Source organism: Pseudomonadota bacterium, assembly GCA_030860485.1.
In the GTDB taxonomy this organism is placed as follows: domain Bacteria; phylum Pseudomonadota; class Gammaproteobacteria; order JACCXJ01; family JACCXJ01; genus JACCXJ01.
The window spans coordinates 1-22235 of record JALZID010000075.1; the positions used below are offsets into that span (position 1 = coordinate 1).

Consider the following 22235-nt stretch of genomic DNA (forward strand, 5'->3'; position numbering starts at 1 on the left):
ATCTGCTACCCTTGGTGCGTGCTGGTGTTCCGTTCGTTGACGGTGCTCAAATCGAACGCCGTCAAGACGAAGACAATCGGAAGGAAGCCGCCTGACCATGCTTTCCACAACTCTTGACAATATCTCCCATCCCCGTCTAGCCTGCTCAACCCGCATGGGCTTTTATATAGAACTTGACCTCGCAAGAGGCCATCTCGTTGCAGTAGCGTTTACCAGCACACTGACCGCTACCGATACCGATCGCCTTGGCACGACGAAGACCGGTTGGCGCTTCCGCCGGGTGGCCGCCCGTCCACCGGAGTGCTCGACTAGAAGGCTGCGCGTCTGCTCTACTTCGTCATCGAGGACACCCATTCTCGGATGGCAACAGGCGCAGGCTCGTTTCTTTTCATGCTGTATTCGAAGCAGGAAGAGCCTGGAGGCGTTTGGTGTCCCGCACCGCGTGCCGCGGTAGCGTGTCATTGTGCTGGCGATGCAAGGTGCTCCGTGCTAGCGTGCGCGGGCGCCTGGGCTGGCGGGGACGATGAGTAACGCTGCTCGTGCTCGCCTAGTCTACGGGTATGTATCCGGATAAGCCGATTAATATGGTATGCCTCTAATGATGACGGGGCGGGCCAGACCTTCCTTTCAGTGCCAGGCGTGTGGGGCGCTGGCGCCCAAGTGGGCCGGGCAGTGCGGGGAGTGCGGCGCCTGGAACACGCTCACCGAGAGCGCGGCGCCCCTTCTCGTGGATGGAAGGGCGCGCGGGCTCGGCTACAGCGGCCAGACCGCACCGGTCGTCGGGCTCGCCGAGGTCGAGGTCCGGGATGAGGTGCGCACCTCGAGCGGGATCGGCGAGCTGGACCGGGTCCTGGGCGGGGGTCTGGTGAACGGTGCGGTAGTGCTGCTCGGGGGCGACCCGGGGATAGGCAAGTCCACGCTCCTTTTGCAATCGTTGGCGGCCGGGCGCGAGACGCGGGGTCTCTACGTGAGCGGCGAAGAGTCGGCCCAGCAGGTGGCGCTCAGGGCCCATCGCCTCGGCAAGGTCGGCCAGGACCTGCGGCTTCTGACCGAGACCCGGGTCGAGCGGGTCTTGGAGGCGGCCGAGAACGAGGCGCCGCGGGTCCTGGTGATCGACTCGATCCAGACCCTCTACAGCGAGTCGCTGGCGGGCGCCCCCGGCACGGTGAGCCAGCTCCGCGAGTCCGCCTCACAACTCGTGCGCTACGCCAAGCGCACCGGTACCACCGTGTTCCTGGTAGGGCATGTGACCAAGGAGGGTGTCTTGGCCGGGCCGCGGGTGCTCGAGCACATGGTGGATACGGTGCTCTATTTCGAGGGCGACGAGGGCAGCCGCTATCGGATCGTGCGCGCCGTCAAGAACCGCTACGGGGCGGTGCACGAGCTCGGGGTCTTCGCCATGACCGAGTCCGGGCTGCGCGAGGTGCCCAATCCCTCGTCGATCTTTTTGCAGCGCCACGCCCAGGGCGTGCCCGGCAGCGCGGTCATGGTGACGCGCGAAGGCACCCGGCCATTGCTCATCGAGGTGCAGGCGCTCCTGGACGAGTCCCATCTGGCCAACCCGAGACGAGTCGCGGTAGGGCTCGATCCGAATCGCCTGGCCATGTTGCTGGCGGTCCTGCACCGCCATGCGGGAGTGGTGAGCTATGATCAGGACGTCTTCGTCAACATCGTGGGCGGTGTGCGCGTCAACGAGACCGGCGCGGATCTCGCGGTGGCCCTGGCGGTGGTGTCGAGCCTCCGCAGTCGGCCCCTTCCCAACGGGACCGTGGTATTCGGCGAGATCGGTCTCTCGGGCGAGGTGCGTCCCGTGCCGCACGGTCCAGAGCGCCTGCGCGAGGCGGTGAAGCATGGTTTCGGGCGGGCGCTCATCCCGCGCGCTAATGCCCCGCGGGGGACGGTCAAGGGGCTGGAGGTGACGGCCATCGAGCGGGTCGCCGAGGCACTCGCCGCGAGCGGTTAAGGGGTCGCGGGCGGTGGCGGGATGATGCGCGCGGTGCGGACGGAGCGGCCGCTGGTCTGCACGATCTCGATGGTGTAATCGGCGATGCGCAGGGCCGTCCCGCGCTCGGGCATGCTCTCCAGGGCCTCCAGGATCAGTCCGTTCAAGGTCTTCGGGCCGCCGGTCGGGAGCGTCCAGTGCAGGCTGCGGTTGAGGTCGCGGACGTTCGCGGTGGCATCGACCAGATAGCTCCCGTCGGCGCTCGGCGAGACCTCGCGGCCTAGCGTCTGGGGGTCGATCGTGAACTCCCCGACGATCTCCTCCAGGATGTCTTCCAAGGTCAAGAGCCCCTGGATGTCGCCGTATTCGTCGACCACCAGCCCCATGCGGCGCTTGTGGCGCTGGAAATGGGCCAGTTGCTTGTGAAGGCCGGTGCCCTTGGGGATGAAGTAGGGCTCGGCGAGGTGCTTTTCGAAGGCTTCCTTGTCGAGCGCCTCACTCATGGTGAGGACGCGCGGGATCTGGCGCGCGTGCAGGATGCCGACTACTTGGTCCAGGCCACCGCGGTAGACCGGCAGCCGGGTGCGGCGCGAGCTCTGAAGTTGTTCCACGATCGCCACGGGCTCGTCGTCCAGGTTGATGCCCACGATCTCGTGGCGCGGGACCATCACGTCTTCGACCGTGACCTTTTCCAGGTCCAGGATGGCGTATAGCATCTGCTGGTGGCGCTTGGGGATGATGGCGCCGGTCTCTTGGACGACGGTGCGCAACTCCCCGCGGCTCAGGGACATACCCTCCATCTCTTCGGGCCGGATCCCGAGCGCTCGCAGCACACCGTTGGCGAGGAGGTTGACGACCCACACGATGGGATATAAGAGCTTGAGCAAGGGCCCGATCACATAGACCGCCGGGAAGGCGACGCGCTCGGGCTCGAGCGCCGCCAGGGTCTTGGGCGCGACCTCGGCGAAGATCAGGATGACCAGTGTGAGCACGCCGGCCGCGATGGCAATGCCCGGCTCGCCCATCACCTCCAGGGCGATGACCGTGGCGACGGACGAGGCCGAGATGTTCGCGAAGTTGTTGATGAGCAGGATGAGCCCGATGAAACGGTCGGGGCGTTCGAGCAGGAGCTGGGCGCGTCTGGCGCCGCCGCGACCCTGGTCCGCCAGGTAGCGGAGCCGGTAGCGGTTCAAGGCCATCATCGCGGTCTCGGCCCCCGAGCACAGGGCCGACACCACGATCAGGACGGCGAGGAAGGCGAACAGGGCGCCGATGGGGACATCGGGCAAGAAAGGGCGGACCTCGGGTCTTGGAAGCTAGGCCATTGTGAAGGAGATCGCCCAGGGTGTGTCAAGCACCGGGGTCGATCCGGTCGCGCTACCGGGCTCAGCGGTGGATGGCCGTCAGGCATGGCGCCACGCCATGTTGCCTGCGGCACCACTCATCGAACTCCTGGGCCGGGAGGGGACGGCTGATGTGATAGCCCTGCACGAGATCGCCGCCGTAGGCCTCGATGGCCGCGACCGTATCGCGATCTTCGGCGCCCTCGGCCACGACGCGGAGATCGAAATGGTGGGCGAGATCGATGACCGCCTTGACGATCATGCGGTCGTGCCGGCTGCCGAGCATATTGCTCACGAACCCGCGATCGACCTTGAGCTCGTCGATGGGCAGGCGTTTGAGGTAGGCCAGCGAGGAATATCCGGTCCCGAAGTCGTCGATCGAGAGGCCGACCGCGAGTGCCTTGACATCGGCCAGCGTGGTCATGGTCTGGCCGAGGTCCCGGATCAAAGAGTCCTCGGTGATCTCGAGCGTGAGCTTGTGGGCCGGTACACCCCAGAGCCCGAGCGCCTGGCTGATGAATTCCGGCAGGTCCGGCTCGGCGAGATCGGAGGCGGTCAGGTTGACACTCACGGCCAGGTCCCAGCCCTGACGGGCCCAGTCCGCGCAGTGTCGCAGCGCGGTGTTGATCATAAAGGTCGTGAGCGACCAGTTGAGACCCACGTTTTCGCAGGCCGCCAGGATATCGCCCGGCGCGACCAGCTCGCCCCGGCGATTGCGCCAGCGCACCAGCGCCTCGGCGGCCGTGGCTCGTCCGGTGGCCAGTGCGACCTGGGGCTGAAAATAGACCAGCACGGCGTTATCCTGCAGCGCGGTCTCGAACTCGCGCTCGACCGCCCGGCGTTCACGCAAGGTGTGGCCGAGCGACTCGGAGTAGACGACGATCGGTCGCTTGTGGGCTACGGCCTCGTTGCACGCCAATTCCGCCATCCGCAACAATGGCTCTGCCTCTTGTGCATGCCGTGGAAACAGACCGACGCCCAAGGTAGGGCGTACCAGGGTGCGCAGGCCATCCACCCGAAACGATTCCCGCAAGGTGCGCGAGATCCGATCGCAGGCGAGGAGTGCGTGGCCCTCGCCCTTGATGGCCGGAAGGACGAAGGCGAACTCGTTCCAGCCGATGCGTGCCACGAGGTCCTGGTCGCGCAGGACGTCGCGGCAGCGTTGCGCGATCTGACGCACCAGCAGGCTGTGCCACTGATCATCGCGGTCGCTGACGGGGCCGACGACATCCTGGAGGTCCATCGCGATCACGGCCAGCTCGAGACCCCCTCGGGAGATCCAGCGCTTCAGGTCCTCGATGAACGCCACCCGGTTCGGGAGACCGGTCACGGGGTCGAGCAACAGGTGCTCGGTGCTGCGTGTTTTTTCGTAGCGGCTCAGGGCGAGGCTAATGATCCTGCTGTGATACCCCACCAAGCGGTGCAGGGTCCGTACCTCCACCCAAGGGTTGCTTCCGGGGTTTGTGAGCCGGACCAGCCACTGGGTGACGGCATCCGCATAGGCGTGTATCACCTCGACCGGCCAATCGCACGGCGCGCCGGCCCTGTAGGCATCCAGCCAGAGCCGCGCGTAGTGATCCTGCACGGTCTCCAGGCGCTCCGGTGCCGCAAGCCGGCGTACATGGTCCCAGACCCGGCTCGCAAGCCCGGCATCGAGCCAGCGCGCCGTGCGCCAGTCGGCCTGGAGGGGGTTGAGGCATGCATACGCGCTTTGTGCAAGGCGCCGCTGGATCTCATCTAGGTGTGGAATATCATCCGGCCCGAGCCCGGCGGCACGAAACTGGCCGATATCGGTGGCCTGGGCAAACACGGTGGCCGAGGGCCGATCAGGGTCGAGTGCCGCCATGGGTGTGGTCGCCGAATGCCGTTTCGGTTCGCGCCGCTCCGTGGATCAGAGATAGAACTCTTTGGCGTCGATCCCGTGGTTGCCGGCGGGCAGGTCCTTGATGACCCGATAGGGGAGGCCGCCTGGACCCATGGGATCGGCGATCAGATCCAGGATCAGCGGGGCCGTCATGGGCGTTTTCTGGCCATCGAGCAGGTGCATGATCCTGGGCTTGAGGCGCCGGATGCGGTTTTGAGCGATGACGATTCCGACCTCCCCGCTGTTCAACTCGACCAGCGTCCCCACCGGGAACAGGCCGATGGACTGGATGAACTGATCGACCACCCCTTCATGAAAGGTCTTTCCCTTCCAACCGTATAGATACTGCATCGCTGCGGGCCGCCCCGACACAGCGCTCGGGGTCCACGAAGACAAATTTACAGGTGCGCGAGAGGGCCGCGATCTCCGCGTCGGAGCGGATGAGAAAGCCCTGGAGCAGGAACGGCGTGTCGTCCAGGGCTTGTCGAGTGCCGATACGAACATCCCGGGATCAGATCACCGACCGGGATCTGCTTATCGAAGGTCGCGTTCGCCCTCGGTATCCAATCTTGAAGCTGTTGAGCCTGTCTCGCCACCGGTCCCCACGCCCTTGCAGGCCATGGAAACCCCTCCGCCAGGGGGGCCTGCTGCGCACGGCCCTCATCGACCCTCGGTAACACCGACTTTAGAGGTCCCATCCCTACACCGCGCGCCGCACGCGGAACAGGACCACCCTGGCCCTGGGAACGGTGGGGCTAGGGCGCGCCCAGGTGGCGGCGCGTGATCTCGCCGTAGGCATCGATGCGGCGATCGCGCAGGAACGGCCAGTGGGTACGGATCTCTTCGCAGCGCACCAGATCGATGGCTACCACGCGCACGCCCTCTTCGGTAGGGTCGGCGCGATCGACGATGGCCCCGTCGGGCCCGGCCACGAAGCTCTGTCCCCAGAACTCGATGCCCTTCCCGAGCGCGGAGGAGCCGGGTGGGGGTTCAAAACCGGTGCGATTGACGGCCACGACGAAGCAGCCGTTGGCCACGGCATGGGCGCGTTGCGATAGCTCCCAGGCCTCGTGCTGCGCCTGACCGTACTGCGCCTTTTCTTCCGGATGCCAGCCGATCGCGGTGGGATAGAACAGCACCTCGGCGCCCTGCAAGGCGGTGAGGCGCGCCGCCTCGGGATACCACTGATCCCAGCAGATGAGGACCCCCAGCACGCCGCGTGCGGTCGGAAACGCACGGAACCCGAGATCGCCCGGGGTGAAGTAAAACTTCTCGAAATAACGCGGATCGTCGGGGATGTGCATCTTGCGATAGCGACCCAGGCAACCGGCGGCACCCTCGATTACCACGGCGGTGTTGTGATAGAGCCCAGCCGCACGCCGCTCGAACACGCTCACGATCACCGTGACGCCGGTGTCGGAAGCGAGCGCCGTGAAGGCCTCGGTGGAGGGTCCCGGTATCGGCTCGGCCAGCTCGAAGAACCGGTGCTCCTCGGTCTGGCAGAAGTAGCGGGAGCGGAACAGCTCGGGCAGACAGATCACCTGGGCGCCGCGCGCCGCGGCCTCACGGGTCGAGGCCAGAGCCTTGTCGAGGTTGGCATCCGGGTCGTCGGTAGAGCTCATCTGGATGAGTCCGAGCTTCAGCACCCTAGACGATAACAAGGGGGGGCTCATGGGGCGGAGGGATCGTCGCCGGAGGGAACGTCGGGTCTGTAGTAGGTGGTCTGAGAGAAACAGCCCATGTACTGATCGAGCAGATCGACGCCGGCCTTGGGACGGATGATGCCTTTCTCGATCTTCTGGCGGATCAGGTTGTTCATCCGCCGATGCAGATCGTTCGGGAAGTACTGCACCAGCGCCAGCATCTCCTGCACTGAGGTCCCCGGGAGGATCTTTTCGATGTAATACCCGCCCGGCTCCTCGGCATCGGCATAGACATGGGCTTCGGCGACGCGGCCGAAGAGGTTGTGCGAGTCGCCCATGATGTCCTGGTACGCGCCCATCAAGAAGAAGGCGAAGTAGTAGGGCGCGTTGCTTTCGGGTTCGTAGACCTCGAGAAAACGCTTGTCGGCGTTCGCGCAGACATAATGGGAGACCTTGCCGTCCGAGTCGCAGGTGAGATCGACGATCACCGCCCGGCGGTTGGGGCGCCGATCGAGGTGGCGCACCGGCATGATCGGAAAGCCCTGTCCGATCGACCAGTGGTCCAGGATCGACTGGAACACTGAGAAGTCGCAGAGATACTGGTCCACCAAATGGTCGTTGAGCGCCCTGAGCTCGGCGGGCACGGCGTCCGGCTCGATGCCCTGCACCTGCGCCAGGATGGCCTTGCAGGCCGACCAGTAGAGCCGCTCGGCAAGCGCCTTCTCCTCGATCGGCAGGTAGCCCAGGGTGAACAGGGTGTCGGCCTCCTGGCGTTTCTCGACGGCATCGTGATAGGCCTCGCAGAGCTCCGACAGCGGGCGTTTGCCGGCGCGCCTGCCGGGCCCGCGCACGCGCGTCAGGACTTCGTAGAGCTCGCGCACCGTGGTGTTGGAGTCCTCGGCCGGCTCGTAGTCGTCGGCGATCAGGTCCTTGCGGTAGGTGCCGAGCGCCTCGACGATGAGCACGGAATGGTGGGCGGTGATGGCGCGCCCGCTCTCCGACACGATGATCGGATGGACCACCCCTTCGTCGTCGCACACCTCCTTGACCGAATAGACCACGGCGTTGGCGTATTCCTGGAGCGTGTAGTTGATCCCCTCGTTATCGGTCGAGTACTCGGTGCCGTAATTGACGCCGAGCCCGCCGCCGACGTCGAGATACTGCAAGGGCACGCCGCGTTTCAGGAGCTGGGAGTAGATCTGCGTGATCTCCTTGACGGCCTGCTTCAGGATCTGGATGTCGGCGATTTGGCTCCCGAGGTGGAAGTGCAAGAGCACCAGGGCGTCCGCCAGGTTCTTTTCCTTGAGGCCCTGGATCAAGGTCAGGAGCTCGGGGATCGAGATCCCGAACTTGGACTGGTCTCCGCCCGACTCCGCCCATTTGCCGGCGCCGCCGGTGCCGAGGCGCACGCGCACCCCGAAGCGCGGGCGCACGCCGAGCTCGCGGGCCACTGCCAGCAATTGATCGAACTCACCGAACTTCTCCAGCACCGGGATCACCTGCTGCCCGATCTGCTGGCCCGCCAGGATCAGGCGCAGCATGATCGCGTCCTTGCAACCGTTACAGATGAGCAAGGCGCCGTCCTGCTCCAGGTGGGGCAAGGCCGCGACCAGCTCGGCCTTGGACCCGCACTCGAGCCCCATGCCGAACGGCCGGCCGGCCTCCAGCACCTCCTCCACCACCTCGTGGAGCTGGTTAACCTTGATCGGATAGACGCCCTGATACCGGTTGCGATAACCCGATTCGCGGATGGCCCGGATGAAGGCCTTGTTGAGCCGCACCACACGGGTTTGCAGGACATCTTGAAACCGGATCAGGGTCGGGAAGCCGACGCCGCGGCGGCGCAGGTCCGAGACCACGTCGTCGATGTCCACCGAGAGCGACTGCTGCAGGAACGGCCGCACGGCGATATGGCCTCGTTCGTTGATGAAAAAGAATGATTCGCCCCAGGCCTCGACGCGATAAAGGGCCTCCGAGTCGTCGATGGTCCAGTCGTCCTCCGGCACCGGCGGATGGCCGACCTCGGGGGATACGACCTTCAGGACCTCGCGATCCGGGAGTGCCATGGTATCCGGCTCGCCCTCGCCGGCTTCTGGGCGGGCCTTTGGCCGCGTCACGGCCGCGCCTCCGGTTCCGTCGCCAGCACGCAGGCGAAGAACAGCGGCGCCACGATCGTCGCATCCGACTCAATGATGAACTTCGGGGTGTCGATGGCGAGCTTGCCCCAGGTGATCTTCTCGTTGGGGACCGCCCCGGAATAAGAGCCATAGCTGGTCGTCGAGTCGCTGATCTGGCAGAAGTACCCCCAACGCGGGAGGTCGCTGTGCCGCAGGTCCTGCTCCAGCATCGGCACCACGCAGATCGGGAAATCACCCGCGATCCCGCCGCCGATCTGGAAGAACCCGATCGACGTCCGGGCGCTCTTCGAGCGGTACCAATCCGCGAGCAGCATCATATACTCGATGCCGGTGCGCACGGTGTGGACGTTTCGGATGTCGCCCTCGATGCAATGGGCCGCGTAGATGTTGCCTAAGGTCGAGTCCTCCCAGCCCGGGACGAAGATCGGCAGGTCGCGTTCGGCGGCGGCCATCAGCCAGCTATCGCGCGGGTCGATCTGATAATAGCGATGGAGGCTACCGCTTCGCAGGATCTGGTACATGAACTCGTGGGGAAAGTAATGCTCGCCTTTCTGGTCGGCGCCCGTCCACTCCTCGAGCACGGCCGCCTCGATACGGCGGATGGCCTCATGCTCGGGGATACAGGTGTCGGTGACGCGGTTCAAGTGGCGCGCGAGCAGGGCGTCCTCGTCGGCGGGCGTGAGGTCGCGGTAATGCGGGATGCGGACGTAGTGCTCATGGGCAACGAGGTTGAACACATCCTCCTCGAGATTGGCACCGGTACAGCAGATCCCATGGACCCTGCCGGCGCGGATCATCTCCGCCAGCGACAGCCCGATCTCGGCCGTGCTCATCGCCCCGGCGAGCGTCACCAGCATCTCGCCGCCGCGCTTGAGGTGGGCGCTGTAGGCGCTCGCGGCGTCCACGAGCGCCGCCCCATTGAAGTGGCGGAAGTGGTGGCGCACAAAGCGCGCGATGGCCTGGTTATCGTTCATCGATCATCACCCTGGGTGCGCGGCGCGAAGAGTAGGGAATTATCCGGCCCACCGCAAGGCATCGCCACGGGACTGTCACGGGGGGAGACAGCCATCGCGAGGGCTTTCCGACGGGGCCTGTGATAAGGCCTACAAGAAGGCTCTAAGCGAGTGCACCTCGGTTCGAACGTGCACGACGCGCCATACACCATGTTCAAGATCGCGACCTGGAACGTGAACTCCATCCGCGTGCGGTTGGAGCAGGTGCTTGGCTGGCTCGCCGAAGAAGGGCCAGATGTGCTCGCCGTCCAGGAGACCAAGACCACGGACAGCGCGTTTCCCGCGGCGGCATTCGCCGAGATCGGCTATCGGGCGGCGTTCGCGGGTGAGAGGGCCTACAACGGTGTGGCGCTCCTCTCGAAGCGTCGCAACCACGGGCTGCGCATCGACCTCATTTTGGCGAGCGCCTCGCTCGCCACCCGCTGCGCGGGTTGCCGCATCGACAAGGCCCCGCGCCGCCATCCCAAAACCTCCGACCACACGCCCGTGGTGGCCGAGTTCGCGTGGGACCCACTCGATGGGACAAGGGGTGCAGCCCCGGGATCGAGCTTGCGTGACTCCGCGGTGTCTCGTTAGAATTAGAGTTCTAAAGAAAATAGGATGGGCCCGCGCCTACGGCATCCAGTGCTATCCGAGATGAAGACCAATATCCACCCCAAGTACGGTGAGATCACCGTGACCTGCAGCTGCGGGAATGTGTTCAAGACCGGCTCCACCCTCGGCTGGGACCTACACATAGACGTGTGCTCGTCCTGCCACCCCTTCTATACCGGCAAGCAGAAGCTCGTCGATACCGCAGGAAGGGTGGACAAGTTCCGCCGCAAGTACGGGCTGCGCTAGCCGCCGCGTGGCGACCGGGCGGCGATTGCGACGGCGGGTCTTTCTCCTCCTTCTCCTCTGCAGCCTCGGGTCCCCATCCTGGGCGGCCGTCTGTGCCGCCTCGGGGCCCGTGGCGCGGGCAGCCGTAGCGCGCGTGATTGACGGGGACACGCTGGTGCTGGGGGACGGCCAGCGCCTGCGTTTGATCGGCATCGATGCGCCGGAGATGCGTCATGACGGCCGCGGCCCGGAGCCTTATGCGCGGGAGGCGCGGGCGGCCTTGGTCGATTTGTCCTCCGGCCGGGTCGTGGAGCTTCAGTACGGGCAGTCGCCCCATGACCGCTATGGCCGGGGTCTCGCCCACCTGTTTCTTCCGAACCGCGACAACGTTCAGGCATTGTTGCTACGGCGCGGGCTCGCCACGAGCCTGTTTCTTCCGCCGAACGGCGAGTACCTGGACTGTTATGTAGCTGCGGAGACGGAAGCCCAGGCGGCGCGGCGCGGGATCTGGTCGCAGGCGGGCTTCCACCCGATCGCCGCGAAACGCATCGGCCGGGCGGCACAGGGCTACCGCCTGGTGACCGGCACCGTAACCTCGGCGCGCTGCCGGAGGACGGGGGTATGGCTGCGGCTCGATGGGGTCCTGGGGGTCAAGATCCGACAGGAAGACCTCGGCTATTTCAAGGGCCGGGATCTGTGCCGGCTGCGCGGGCGGCAGGTGTCGGTTCGGGGTCTGGTGCGACGCTACCGCGGGTCATTGCGGATGCGTCTGCGCCACCCGCTCTATCTCGATGCCGGGAATGGGAGCGGCGCGGCGGCGGGGCCCGGCCGCGGTGATTCCCTGAGGTAATCGCCTGACGGTGATTCCAACCTGGGGGTCACCGGCACCTGGGAACTACCGTTTGTGCCCGCCATTGGGGCAGTGCGGCAAAAGAAACGCAGAGGGGAGCATAGCTTGCTGAAACAAACTTGCGAAGAGACTCAACTGAGCGCGATAAGGCCTCGTCGTTCCTAGCCCTGCCCAGTCGTCCACAGATCCTGTGGATATCTCTGTGGATGAGATGCGGGCAAACACCCCAGAAACCCGATGCTGCCTGGGGGACTGTTACACCTGTCAAGAAGTAACCAACTCGCGGCGTGTTGATAATACAATTGGTTACGTACTGCTCTTTGTGCGACTTATTGCCCAGAGCACGCCGTGCTCGGCCGGCGCACGTTTTCGGCCCCCGTTGAACAAGTGGTCGCAGGCGTGCTGTGGTGCGGCTACTTGGCGGCGGAACTGCTGGTGTGGAACTTCTCGGGGGGTGGGGTGTCGTATCAGGCACGTTCGTCGTGAACGTTCCCGCTCTCCCTCCCTGAGCGGGACTGCAGCCCGGTATCCCCAGCCGGGCGCATCGTTGGCCCCGGTAACGCTTTCTCCCCTATTGTACCGGGGCTTTTTTTTGCCCAGAGCGGTTGATCCCCAACAGTGATCCCCAGGCGGGATTCCGGCCCCGTGTCATGACCGTGGCGATCGTGTATCCTGTCCGAACAGAATGCCAATCGCCACGGAGAGCCTGCCCCGGGGGATGAGAGCCGTCTCGTTGCTAGCCTTCATGTCGGTATTGCCGGCCGCGCTGCTGTACGCGGCCCCGGCGGCGAAGGGTCCGGTGGGCGACCCCGCGGCCGGCCAGTCCAAGTCGGCCGTGTGCGCGACCTGCCACGGGGGGACCGGAAACAGCCTCGCACCGGAGTGGCCTAAGCTCGCGGGCCAGCACGCGGCATATCTCGTCAAGCAGTTGCTGGACCTCAAGTCCGGGGCGCGCAAGAGCCCGGTCATGGGTCCGATGGCCGAGCCCCTGGGCGAAGCGGACATCGCCGATCTCGCCGCCTACTATGCCGGCCAGTCGCTTGAGCTCGGTGCCGCCGATGCGGACCTCGTCAAGACCGGCGAGCGGCTCTATCGGGCCGGAAACCGCGATCGCGGGTTGCCGGCCTGTATGGCCTGCCATGGGCCGGCCGGTACCGGCAACCCGGCCGCCGGGTTCCCATCGCTGGGCGGCCAGCACGCGGCCTACACGGCGATCCAACTGCGTGCCTACCGCTCCGGTGAACGCAACAACGATCGGGCGGCGATGATGCGTCAGATATCGTCCCGGATCACCGACGCGGAGATCGAGGCCGTGTCATCCTATATCCAAGGGCTGTACCGATAGGAGGCGAGAGAGATGCGGCGTAGCGTTTGGTGGGTCCTGGGGGCCCAGTTGGCGGCAGGGGTAGCTTTTCTTACGACATTTATGGGGCTGGCCATTGCGGCGGAGACATCCGGGCCTGAAAAAAACAAAGAAGTGGGGGCGGTCCAGCCCGGATCGTTTCAAGCGGGAAAGCACTACAAGGAGATCGTGCCGCCGCAACCGGTGACCGGAACCGGCATCGAGGTCCTGGAGGTGTTTTGGTACGGCTGTCCCCATTGCTATGACTTCGAGCCTGCCCTGGCGCGCTGGCAGGCGCGGCAGCCCGAGGACGTCGCCTTCCGGCGCCTGCCTGCGGTGTTCCGGCCGAGCTGGTACCTGCACGCCAAGGCCTACTACACCGCCGAAGCGCTGGGGATGCTCGATAAGATACACGCACCGCTCTTCAAGGCCCTGCACGCGGACAAGAAGACGCTGGACGATGAAGCCAGCCTGGCCGATTTCTTCGCGGGCTTCGGGGTGGGCAAGAACGAGTTTTCCCAGGTCTTCAGTTCCTTCACGGTCGAGGGCAAGGTCGAACAGGCCAAGCAGGCGATCCAGCGCTTCGGTATCGACGGCGTGCCGGCGGTGGTCGTGAACGGCAAGTACCTGACCTCTGCATCGATGGCCGGTTCCTATGACGCCATGCTCACGGTCGTGGATTTCCTGGTCGCCCGGGAGCGCGAGGCGCGCGCGACCCAGGCGCCTGCGGCGGTGCCCGCGGGGTCGGCGCAGGCCGCGCCCCGCAGCCCCACTCCTCCTTAGCGCGGGGACGTCCGGGCGTAGTCCGGATCAGACGGGGCGCGGGCTGCGGTAGACGACGAGCACGCTGCCCGGGTTCATAGAGCGAAAGGCGGCGGGCCGGTTCCAGCGCCGCAACTGGTTCACGCTGACTCGGTAGCGGCGGGCGATACTCGGTAACGAATCGCCCGGCTGTATGCGGTGATGCGTCGGGGGCTTTCGATCCACACTCGTCTCTGCCCCCAGCGCCGCCGGTGAAGGGATCAGAAGGTCCTGTCCCGGCCGGAGTCTGGTGTTGATCCCGGCGGCCTTGGCGCCCAGCCCATTCGCCTCGCACAAGGCCGCCAGCGGCACCCGGTAGGTCTGCGAGATGTCCCAGAGCGTGTCGCCGGCGCGTACACGGTGCGTCGTGCCCCCGAACCACCCCGGCACCGACATAACGGCCAGTCTTCGATTATCGACTCGCTGGCCCAGGCTAACGGCGCGCCGCGTCGGTGGCGGCGTGTTGGCGGGGTGCTGAGGGCCCCCCCTTATCTTTACGTGGGAATGGCCCGCCAGTCGGCGCCTGAACGCGGGCGCCCTGTCGACCGGCACGGCCAGCCGGTGGGGACCGGAGGGGGCCGTGATCGACTGGATCAACCCGGGATTCAAACGCCGCATCTCCTCGACGCTCACCCCCGCAAGCTTGGCGGCCTCGGTGAGGCGGATCTGACGACCGACCTCGACCTCGGCGAGGTAGGGTTTGTCCGGGATGGGCCGGAGGCTCAGCTTGTGGCCCGCCGGGTTCGCGACGATCTTCGAGACCGCGATAAGCTTGGGGACGAAACCACGCGTCTCCGTGGGCAATGCCAGTGACCAGAAATCCGTGCCACGCCCGGCCCGGCGGTTGCGGGCGATGGCGCGCTCGACCATCCCCTCCCCGCAGTTGTAGGCCGCAAACGCGTTGAGCCAGTCGCCGTCGAAGCGCTCGTGTAGGGCCTCCAGATAATCGAGCGCCGCGTCGGTCGAGGCCAGCACGTCGCGCCAGCCATCATACCAGGCGCTCTGCTCGAGTCCGAGGTGACGACCGGTGCTCGGGATCAACTGCCAGATCCCCGCTGCGTGCCCCGGCGAGCGCGCCTCGGCGCGGTAGGCGCTTTCGACGATGGGCAGAAGCGCGACATCGGTGGGCATGTCGCGGCGCTCCGCCTCTTCGACGATATGGTGCAGATAGGGCGTCGCGCGCTCGACGATCTGATCGACGAATGGCTGCCGCAGGCCTGGCCCCCGCGGCGGCGCCGCCCGATTGGGACGCCGCACATCCGCCAGCACGAGGCCTTCGCGCACCCGCTTCCAGATGTCGCCGCGACGACGATCGCCGCCACTTTCTATATTTAGCGCGCTCGGGTCACCGGAAGTGGGTTCTTCCCCCTCGGGGGTCGCGAGGCCCGGGACGTCTCTCGGCTCCGACACCGGCCTTTGAGCGCCGTCTTGCATGCCCTGAGATCCGGGGTGCCCTTCCAGCGCCCTCCTCGCCGTCCCTCGTTCCGCAACCGGCGGAACCGTCAAACAACCGGCGATAAAGAGCGAGGTGGACGTATTTATTATCAGCCGGCAAACGCCGTGTCCCCATCGCATTGGAAGGGATGCTAGGGGGCTTGACCGGTGCTGTCAACCCTTTGACTCCCGCGCGACGGGGGTCCCCGGTAGCTACAAACTACTTCCATGTAATATAGAAACCTATTGTCGTTAATAGAGACCTTAAGCGATGTCTGCACCAAAGCAGGGCGTATAGGCCAGGCTCAAAACTTGTCCTTCCATGCCCGCAGCGCCCCGAAGACTTCGACCGGGCTTGCCAGCCGTCTGCCTGCGTGGCGTTCGGCGGCCTTCCGGACCTCGGGAACGTGACAGCGCAGGAAAGGGTTGGTCTCCGTCTCGGTCGCGAGCGCGGCCGGGACCGTCGGGGCACCCAGAGCGCGCTGGGACTCGGCAAAGGCCAGACGGGGACCCAGCGCCGTGTTACCCGGTTCGATCAAGCGCGCGAACGCCAGGTTGCGTAGCGTATATTCGTGCCCGCAGTACACGCGGGTTGCGGGATCGAGCGCGGCCAGCGTCCTGAGCGAGTCGTACATCTGTGCCGCGGTGCCCTCGAAGAGCCGACCGCAGCCCGCGGTGAACAGGGTATCGCCGCTGAGTAGCCAGCCGTGGCCGTGATAGGCGATGGCCCCGGCGGTGTGCCCGGGGACCGCCAGGGCCTGCATCTCGAGCCCGAGTGCCGCGATCTGGAACGTATCCCCGTCCCGCATAGCCACGGTCCGCTCCGGGATCGTCTCGCTTGCGGGGCCATACACCGGCACCTGGTGCCTTATGAGCAGGTCGGGGATGCCGTTCACGTGGTCCCAGTGGTGGTGGGTCACGAGGATCCCCACCAGCCTGAGGCCCCGGCGGTCGATCTCGTCCTGGACCGGCCGGGCATCGCCCGGATCGACCACCACCACGGCGCCCGCGGCGTGGATCGTCCAGATATAATTATCCCTCAAGGCCTGGATCGGGAAGATGTCCACCGGAGGGCTCCGTCGGTGTGGTCAGGTCGACTCGCGACGGGGTATTCTAGCCCGGCGGGGGACGCATGTTTACATCCCTCCAGCGGGGACTTGAAGGCACATGAACCATCTCGCAGGTCGCCGGCACGTCGACGAACTATGGCGCAACCAGGCTTTGTAGAGCCCCCGTCATGCCCGGTTCTGTCTACTGGACGGGCAGCGATCGACGCGAGGTCGGCCGCAGGCGCCGCGTTCCGGGAACCGCTATGCCGTGCCGCGTGAGGATCGCGCTGATGGAGCCCAGCGGAGGCGGATGCCCACGCCCCCGAGAGTAGCCGGCGCCGGCGTATCGATGGCACCCACCCCGGAGGACGCCGAGCGCTCGGTTCGGGCCCGCGTCGTCGAATGGTTCGGGAGCTATCTCGGGGAGGCCTTGCTCCAGGCGGAGCGTGGGGAGATCAACCAGGTCCTGCCCGATCTGTTTGGTTACCATATCGTGCAGCTCGGCGTGCGCGGACCGGACGACCTCCTGAGCTCGAGTCGTATTTCTCACCGGGTGGTAATGGACCTCGGCCTCGTTCCGGGGACCCCGCCGCAGCACCCGGTGTGCGTCCCGTGCGCGCTGCCCCTCGCCTCGAACAGCATCGATGTGATGGTGGTTCCCCATGTCCTCGAATTCGAGCCCGAGTCCTTCGCCGTATTATTGGAAGCCGAACGGGTCCTTATCGGCGAAGGGATGCTCGTCGTCCTGGGATTCCATCCCTGGAGCCTGTGGGGCCTGTGGTGTGTGCTTTTCGGCAGAACAGGGCGTATTCCCTGGTGTGGCCGCTTCATCGCCCCGGGGCGGGTGCGCGGCTGGCTGGCCGATCTGGGTTTCGAGGTCGTGCGCACGCGGGGTTTCTATTTTCGCCCGCCACTCGCGGGGGCCGGCAACGTACACCGCTTCGCGTTCCTGGACCGGTTCGGGGCGCGCTGGTGGCCCTACTTCGGCGGTGCTTACCTGATCCTGGCCAAGAAGCGGGTCGTAACACTGACCCCGATCGTGCCGAGCTGGCGACATACCTTGGTCCCGAACGGCGCACCGGAGGCCGGCGCGCACGGTTGCATGCCGTGCGGCTCGACATGACGCAGTCGGCCGTGGAGATCTATACCGACGGCGCCTGCCGGGGCAACCCGGGAGCCGGCGGGTGGGGGCTGGTGCTGCGTTACGGGGGGCGCGAAAAGACCCTGTACGGCGGGGAGCCGCACACCACCAACAACCGCATGGAGCTGATGGCGGCCATTCAGGGACTCGAGGCCCTGAGCCGTCCGTGCCGGGTACGCGTGACGACCGATTCGCAGTATGTCCAGAAAGGGCTGACCGAATGGCTGCCGCGGTGGCAGCGGCGCGGATGGCTGACCGCGGACAAGCAGCCGGTCAAGAACGTGGACCTCTGGCAGCGCCTGGCCAATGCCGCCGCGCGCCATGAGGTGCACTGGCAATGGGTGAGAGGCCACGCCGGCCACCCCGAGAACGAGCGCGCCGATGCCCTGGCGCGGCGCGCCATCGACGAGCTCGGGGGCGCCAGGCGGCCACCGGTGACATGACGCGAGCAAGGATGTCGAAGAGCGCACCGGCCCACGGGCGCTCCGCGCCGCCCGCCGCGCGATGACGTGCCCCGCGCTCGACCCGAACCCTACTCCTCGCCCATGATCCGTCTCCGCACGGCCATCGCCAAGCTCGTCCTGATCGCCCTCGTGATCACCGCGTCACCGGGCCTGGGCGGCGTGCTGTATCAAGGCTGTCCGACGGGCTGTTGCACGCCCTACGCCGGAGAGACGGGCTGCATGGGGCCGCGGCCGAGCGCCACCGTGTCTCATCGGAGTATAAACCCGGCTGGAACCTGAGCCTCCTATTCGCCGGTCGCACCTCGGGCGGTTTCGCCGACAACACCAGCCGCGATTTTCTGAGCGCCATGGTGACGGTCGATCTGCCCTTGTTCCGCGACAAGCGCCAGGACCGCACGCTCGCCGCCAGTCAGGACGAGCATGCCGCCGCGCAGTTCGCGCAAGCCCACCGACTGCGAGCTGATGCGTAGGGCGCAAGGGGAATTGGCTACCTGGCGGCAACTCGGAAAGCGCCTCGACCTCTATCGCCGCCGGGCCGCCCCGGAGGCGGAGCAGAGTGCCGAAGCGACGTTCAACGCCTATCAAAACGGCATCACGGACTTCACCACCCTGGCGCGCGCCCGCATGGCGGTGCTCGACGTAGCGCTCGGGCTGTTACGGGTGCAGATCCAGCGAACCAAGAACCAGGCCAGGTTCCTGTATCTCGCGGGAGACTGCCCATGAGGCCCCTCATCTCCGTGCTCTTGCTGATCGTCGGGATCGTGATTGGAATGGGGATCGAGCCCCTCGGCCGGCAGGAGCCGACGCCGGCGCCGAGCGAGACGCCGCGCACGGGCGCGGAAACGGAGGTCGGCGGACGCGAGGATCGCTGACACCAATATACGGTGGTTTCAGGGCTGCTCCGGCAAGGCGCACCGAGAACGCTGATCGACGCACCGCGACTATCTCACCACCTCGATGATCTCGATTTCCTTCTTGAGCATCTCGTTGACCAGATCAGAGAGCTCAACGCCCTTTGCGTCGGCCTATCGGCGAGGTAGGTTTGCACCTCCTCCTCGAGGTACACCGGCAGCTGAGACCGCGCCCGGCTTGTAAAATTTACCACGCTCGCCCTTGGAAAAGTCGTACTGACGTTTCATCATCGCACCTTCGGCCGCTAGCGCGGCTGCTGTTGGTAATTTCGCATTTCCTCTTTCGTCGCCCTGCGGGCCGAGACGATACGCACGGCGATCTCCGTGGGGGTGGGGTGTTTCCACGTATGGATCACCACCAGATATTGTCCGTTGTCCGCTGCAGCAGCGTCGCCCAGCGCTCTTCCGCTTCGCTGTGCTCGTCATCGTATACCGTCAACGCCAGTGGGTCGCGGAAAACACCCGCCTGCCCGCCGACCTCGTCGAAGAGGCGTGGGGGCGGCCGGGCTGATGACGGAGCAAACCATAGAAGCGCTCTTGCGGGAAGCTGTCCGGCGGCAGGCCGCCGAACGCCTCGGTGCGGCCATGGCGCGCCTTGATGCGCTCAACCTGCCCCTCATGAGTGGAGCGGAAGCGCAGGCCGAAATCGACGCCGCTCGCCGTGCGCGACGGGATAACGGAGCGGTAAGAACAGTGGCGCGGGGAAAAAAAGACGGAAAACGTCAGATTGACAACTACGTCCACAAGGGCCGAGGGCGGCTGAACAACCCGCCTGTGGGTCTGGTCACGCCCGACACGGACAAGGACGCGGGCAAGAAAACCTACGCCTACGACCCCCACCTTGACCCGCAACTGGTCTGGGCGGGGAAGGCCGAGCATACCTCTTTCGAGGTCCCGACGGTCTCCCTGCACGTTCACGAGCGCATCGATCCTCTTAGCATCGTTGAGGCCGTCAAGCGGCGTAACGGCAGCGACCCCCAGCTTTCCCTGTTCGCCACGCCAGAGGAAAACCGGCCGATCCGTCACGCCATCGAGTTTTACAAGCACGCCCAGAACTGGACCAACCGCCTGATCGCGGGCGACAGCGTTCTGGTCATGAACATCCTTCTGGAGAAAGAGGGCATGGCCGGGAAGGTCCAGATGGTCTATATCGATCCGCCCTATGGCATTCGGTACGGTTCTAATTTCCAGCCCTTCGTGAACAAGCGGGACGTGAAGGATGGCAAGGATGAAGATCTGAATCAGGAACCGGAAATGCTCAAAGCGTTCCGGGATACGTGGGAGCTTCGGATTCACTCCTATCTGACGTACTTGCGCGACCGGCTGCTCCTCTGCCGTGACCTGCTCGCGCCCAGTGGCAGCATCTTCGTGCAGATCTCGGATGAGAACCTGCACCATGTGCGGGAGGTGATGGATGAGGTGTTTGGGGCGGAGAATTTTGTTTGCGTTACAACTTTTCGCAAAACTAACCGCGCGCTCGGTTCGAAACTAATCGGCAACGTCGCCGATTACGTACTCTGGTATGCGCGAGACAAGGAACGGATGACGTTTCGCAGACTCTTTCTCAGCAAGACTGACGATTTGGAGGGTTCGAGTTTCGCGTGGGTTGAGGAGCCGGACGGAACTCGACGGCGCTCAACGGAGGACGATATCGAAAATTTCAAGAAGGGTCTTCTGAAAGCCAGCTTCTTTACACCAGTTCCTCTTGCATCGAGCGGTTACACACCCACCTGCATTTACGATTTTGAGTATAACGGGGTGACCTTCAAGACCACGACAGGCAAGAGCTGGGTTACAACCCGCGAAGGAATGCAAAGGCTTCTTGAGGCGAGACGGTTGTTCGTTATGGGACGGACGCCGTTTTGGGTTCAATATCTCGACGAGCTCTCGATAAGCTCGCTCGAAAACATCTGGGATGACACACGTGGAGAGTTGTCCAAGTCTTACGTCGTGCAAACATCTGGTAAGGTTATCCAACGCTGCATGTTGATGACCAGCGACCCCGGGGATCTGGTGCTCGACCCCACTTGCGGCAGCGGCACGACCGCCTACGTCGCAGAGCAATGGGGCCGGCGCTGGATCACCTGCGACACCTCCCGCGTTTCGCTCGCTCTTGCCAAGCAACGGCTCATGGCAGCGGTGTTCGATTATTACGAGCTTGCCCACCCCAAGGAAGGCATTGCGAGCGGGTTCACATACAAGACCGTTCCGCATATCACACTGAAGTCCATCGCCAACAACCCCGAAATCCGCGAGGGCATGACCCGCGAGCAGATTGACACGGCAATCCGCAAGTACGCCGATCCGGAGACGCTCTACGATCAGCCCCTGACCGACAAGAAAAAGACCCGCGTAACGGGCCCCTTCACCGTGGAAGCCGTGCCCGCCCCGGTGGTGAAGCCTCTGGATGAGGTCAGGGAAGCGCCGGGTGACTATGAAGCGGACGCAGCGATAGCGCGGGCAGACGAGACCCGCCGCCAGGGTGACTGGCGCGACGAACTGCTGCGGACCGGCATACGCGGCAAGGGCGGGCAGCGTCGAATTCTCCCGCGTCGAGGCGCTGGCGGGCACACGCTGGCTTTATGCCGACGCCGAGACGAAGGAGGACAAGCCGCAGCGCGTGGTGCTCTCGTTCGGCCCCGAGCACGCGCCGCTCGAACAACGGCGGGTGGCCCTTGCCATCGAGGAAGCGCAGCAGCTTGTCCCGAAGCCCAGGATGATCGTCTTTGCCGCCTTCCAGTTCGACCCCGAGGCCGCCAAGGACATTGACGAAACCAACTGGCCGGGCGTGACGTTGCTGAAAGCGCAGATGAACGCCGACCTTCTGACCGAAGACCTCAAGAAGAAACGCGCCAGCAATGAAAGTTTCTGGCTGATCGGCCAGCCCGACGTGTCACTGGAGGAGATCCGCAAGGGCGAAGACGCCGGGAAGTATCGGGTTACGGTGAACGGCTTTGATTACTACAACACCCGGACCGGGGAGATTGAATCGCGCGGCGCGGGCAAGATCGCCATGTGGCTGCTCGACCCCGACTATGACGGGCGCAGCCTGTTGCCGCGGCAGGTCTTTTTCCCAATGACGGGGAAGGGGGACGGTTGGGCGAAGCTGGCCAGAAACCTCAAGGCCGAGATTGACGAGGTCCTGATCGAGGCTATCGCGGGACGGTGTCCCTGCCGTTTTCCGCCGGTGATCACCGTCGGGCGGCGGTGAGATCATTGACGACCGGGGATCGAAAGCCTGAAGGTCATCAAGGTGGGGTGATGGAACGGATCTCGATAGACCGCCTAATCATCAATTCTCCCTACGAGGAGCCGCAGCGCTACTGTAGTGTAACAATTATCTTTACAATAAGAACTGGTTATGGTACAAGTCCGTTTCATGTGGAAACCAGCCGACGTTTTGCCGATGACTGCAGAACAGAAAAGGACGTTGGAGGCGTGGATTCGGGCCGGGACGACCCCCCAGAGGATCGTACTGCGG

Annotated in this window: 19 protein-coding genes and 2 pseudogenes; 13 read left to right on the plus strand and 8 right to left on the minus strand. The window is 65.1% G+C overall.

The window, feature by feature from the left end:
• Positions 1-598: 598 nt before the first annotated feature.
• On the plus strand, positions 599-1963 hold the full coding sequence (gene radA / locus M3461_04465) for a DNA repair protein RadA (GenBank protein ID MDQ3773663.1): 1365 nt from the start codon (positions 599-601) through the stop codon (positions 1961-1963).
• On the opposite strand, the gene M3461_04470 is transcribed toward radA, so the two are convergent.
• The 6 genes from M3461_04470 to M3461_04495 all read right to left on the minus strand — a co-directional run bounded on the left by M3461_04470 (position 1960) and on the right by M3461_04495 (position 9904).
• Positions 1960-3231 carry an HlyC/CorC family transporter gene (locus M3461_04470; GenBank protein MDQ3773664.1) on the minus strand — a complete coding sequence of 424 codons (1272 nt, stop codon included), beginning with the start codon at positions 3229-3231 and terminating at the stop codon, positions 1960-1962. The two genes, radA and M3461_04470, sit on opposite strands and share 4 nt — an antisense overlap.
• Before the next feature lie 97 nt (positions 3232-3328).
• Complete coding sequence (locus M3461_04475) at positions 3329-5131, minus strand: bifunctional diguanylate cyclase/phosphodiesterase (GenBank protein ID MDQ3773665.1); 1803 nt, start codon at positions 5129-5131, stop codon at positions 3329-3331.
• Positions 5132-5176: 45 nt separating this feature from the next.
• Positions 5177-5500 (minus strand): hypothetical protein, encoded by a 324-nt coding sequence (locus tag M3461_04480; protein ID MDQ3773666.1) that lies wholly within the window; start codon positions 5498-5500, stop codon positions 5177-5179.
• Positions 5501-5904: 404 nt separating this feature from the next.
• Positions 5905-6771, minus strand: a complete 867-nt coding sequence (locus tag M3461_04485; protein ID MDQ3773667.1) for a carbon-nitrogen hydrolase — start codon at positions 6769-6771, stop codon at positions 5905-5907.
• 47 nt (positions 6772-6818) lie between these two features.
• The gene (gene speA, locus M3461_04490; protein ID MDQ3773668.1) at positions 6819-8909 is read right to left on the minus strand and encodes a biosynthetic arginine decarboxylase; all 2091 of its coding nucleotides are present in this window, start codon (positions 8907-8909) and stop codon (positions 6819-6821) included.
• Complete coding sequence (locus M3461_04495; protein ID MDQ3773669.1) at positions 8906-9904, minus strand: deoxyhypusine synthase family protein; 999 nt, start codon at positions 9902-9904, stop codon at positions 8906-8908. The genes speA and M3461_04495 overlap by 4 nt, the downstream gene beginning before the upstream one ends.
• A gap of 189 nt (positions 9905-10093) precedes the next feature.
• Between M3461_04495 and M3461_04500 the strand changes: the two are divergent.
• From M3461_04500 to M3461_04520, 5 genes and pseudogenes are all read left to right on the plus strand, one after another.
• A pseudogene (locus M3461_04500) lies at positions 10094-10447 on the plus strand (endonuclease/exonuclease/phosphatase family protein).
• A gap of 132 nt (positions 10448-10579) precedes the next feature.
• Complete coding sequence (rpmE, locus tag M3461_04505) at positions 10580-10783, plus strand: 50S ribosomal protein L31 (protein ID MDQ3773670.1); 204 nt, start codon at positions 10580-10582, stop codon at positions 10781-10783.
• Positions 10784-10916: 133 nt separating this feature from the next.
• Positions 10917-11612 (plus strand): thermonuclease family protein, encoded by a 696-nt coding sequence (locus tag M3461_04510; GenBank protein MDQ3773671.1) that lies wholly within the window; start codon positions 10917-10919, stop codon positions 11610-11612.
• 745 nt (positions 11613-12357) lie between these two features.
• Positions 12358-12957 carry a cytochrome c4 gene (locus M3461_04515; protein ID MDQ3773672.1) on the plus strand — a complete coding sequence of 200 codons (600 nt, stop codon included), beginning with the start codon at positions 12358-12360 and terminating at the stop codon, positions 12955-12957.
• A gap of 12 nt (positions 12958-12969) precedes the next feature.
• Complete coding sequence (locus tag M3461_04520; protein ID MDQ3773673.1) at positions 12970-13737, plus strand: thiol:disulfide interchange protein DsbA/DsbL; 768 nt, start codon at positions 12970-12972, stop codon at positions 13735-13737.
• 27 nt (positions 13738-13764) lie between these two features.
• On the opposite strand, the gene M3461_04525 is transcribed toward M3461_04520, so the two are convergent.
• Both M3461_04525 and gloB read right to left on the minus strand, forming a co-directional pair.
• Positions 13765-15189: a transglycosylase SLT domain-containing protein gene (locus tag M3461_04525; protein MDQ3773674.1), complete on the minus strand. Its 1425-nt coding sequence runs from the start codon at positions 15187-15189 to the stop codon at positions 13765-13767.
• Positions 15190-15494: 305 nt separating this feature from the next.
• Positions 15495-16256 carry a hydroxyacylglutathione hydrolase gene (gene gloB, locus M3461_04530; GenBank protein ID MDQ3773675.1) on the minus strand — a complete coding sequence of 254 codons (762 nt, stop codon included), beginning with the start codon at positions 16254-16256 and terminating at the stop codon, positions 15495-15497.
• 331 nt (positions 16257-16587) lie between these two features.
• Between gloB and M3461_04535 the strand changes: the two genes are divergently transcribed.
• The 7 genes and pseudogenes from M3461_04535 to M3461_04565 form a co-directional block, all read left to right on the plus strand.
• Complete coding sequence (locus tag M3461_04535; GenBank protein ID MDQ3773676.1) at positions 16588-17361, plus strand: class I SAM-dependent methyltransferase; 774 nt, start codon at positions 16588-16590, stop codon at positions 17359-17361.
• A complete protein-coding gene (rnhA, locus tag M3461_04540) occupies positions 17358-17822 on the plus strand; it encodes a ribonuclease HI (GenBank protein MDQ3773677.1) in 465 nt (154 codons plus the stop codon). The genes M3461_04535 and rnhA overlap by 4 nt, the downstream gene beginning before the upstream one ends.
• Positions 17823-18031: 209 nt before the next feature.
• Positions 18032-18313 carry a hypothetical protein gene (locus M3461_04545; GenBank protein ID MDQ3773678.1) on the plus strand — a complete coding sequence of 94 codons (282 nt, stop codon included), beginning with the start codon at positions 18032-18034 and terminating at the stop codon, positions 18311-18313.
• Positions 18306-18566, plus strand: coding sequence for a TolC family protein (locus M3461_04550; protein MDQ3773679.1), 261 nt, complete (start codon positions 18306-18308; stop codon positions 18564-18566). Before M3461_04545 ends, M3461_04550 begins: the two co-directional genes overlap by 8 nt.
• A complete protein-coding gene (locus M3461_04555; GenBank protein ID MDQ3773680.1) occupies positions 18563-18715 on the plus strand; it encodes a hypothetical protein in 153 nt (50 codons plus the stop codon). Before M3461_04550 ends, M3461_04555 begins: the two co-directional genes overlap by 4 nt.
• Before the next feature lie 732 nt (positions 18716-19447).
• Positions 19448-22016 (plus strand): annotated as a pseudogene (locus tag M3461_04560) (site-specific DNA-methyltransferase).
• Positions 22016-22235 (plus strand): hypothetical protein (locus tag M3461_04565; protein ID MDQ3773681.1); only part of this gene is annotated, 220 nt, incomplete at its 3' end. The pseudogene M3461_04560 and the gene M3461_04565, both read left to right, overlap by 1 nt.

What these genes read in the sequence shown, in the direction of transcription:
- radA (MDQ3773663.1), top strand. Translation starts at nt 599, where the DNA reads ATGATGACGGGGCGGGCCAGACCTTCCTTTCAGTGCCAGGCGTGTGGG.
- M3461_04475 (MDQ3773665.1), bottom strand. Translation starts at nt 5,131, where the DNA reads ATGGCGGCACTCGACCCTGATCGGCCCTCGGCCACCGTGTTTGCCCAG.
- M3461_04480 (MDQ3773666.1), bottom strand. Translation starts at nt 5,500, where the DNA reads ATGCAGTATCTATACGGTTGGAAGGGAAAGACCTTTCATGAAGGGGTG.
- M3461_04485 (MDQ3773667.1), bottom strand. Translation starts at nt 6,771, where the DNA reads ATGAGCTCTACCGACGACCCGGATGCCAACCTCGACAAGGCTCTGGCC.
- M3461_04495 (MDQ3773669.1), bottom strand. Translation starts at nt 9,904, where the DNA reads ATGAACGATAACCAGGCCATCGCGCGCTTTGTGCGCCACCACTTCCGC.
- rpmE (MDQ3773670.1), top strand. Translation starts at nt 10,580, where the DNA reads ATGAAGACCAATATCCACCCCAAGTACGGTGAGATCACCGTGACCTGC.
- M3461_04515 (MDQ3773672.1), top strand. Translation starts at nt 12,358, where the DNA reads ATGTCGGTATTGCCGGCCGCGCTGCTGTACGCGGCCCCGGCGGCGAAG.
- M3461_04520 (MDQ3773673.1), top strand. Translation starts at nt 12,970, where the DNA reads ATGCGGCGTAGCGTTTGGTGGGTCCTGGGGGCCCAGTTGGCGGCAGGG.
- M3461_04525 (MDQ3773674.1), bottom strand. Translation starts at nt 15,189, where the DNA reads ATGCAAGACGGCGCTCAAAGGCCGGTGTCGGAGCCGAGAGACGTCCCG.
- M3461_04535 (MDQ3773676.1), top strand. Translation starts at nt 16,588, where the DNA reads ATGGCACCCACCCCGGAGGACGCCGAGCGCTCGGTTCGGGCCCGCGTC.
- rnhA (MDQ3773677.1), top strand. Translation starts at nt 17,358, where the DNA reads ATGACGCAGTCGGCCGTGGAGATCTATACCGACGGCGCCTGCCGGGGC.
- M3461_04550 (MDQ3773679.1), top strand. Translation starts at nt 18,306, where the DNA reads ATGCGTAGGGCGCAAGGGGAATTGGCTACCTGGCGGCAACTCGGAAAG.
- M3461_04555 (MDQ3773680.1), top strand. Translation starts at nt 18,563, where the DNA reads ATGAGGCCCCTCATCTCCGTGCTCTTGCTGATCGTCGGGATCGTGATT.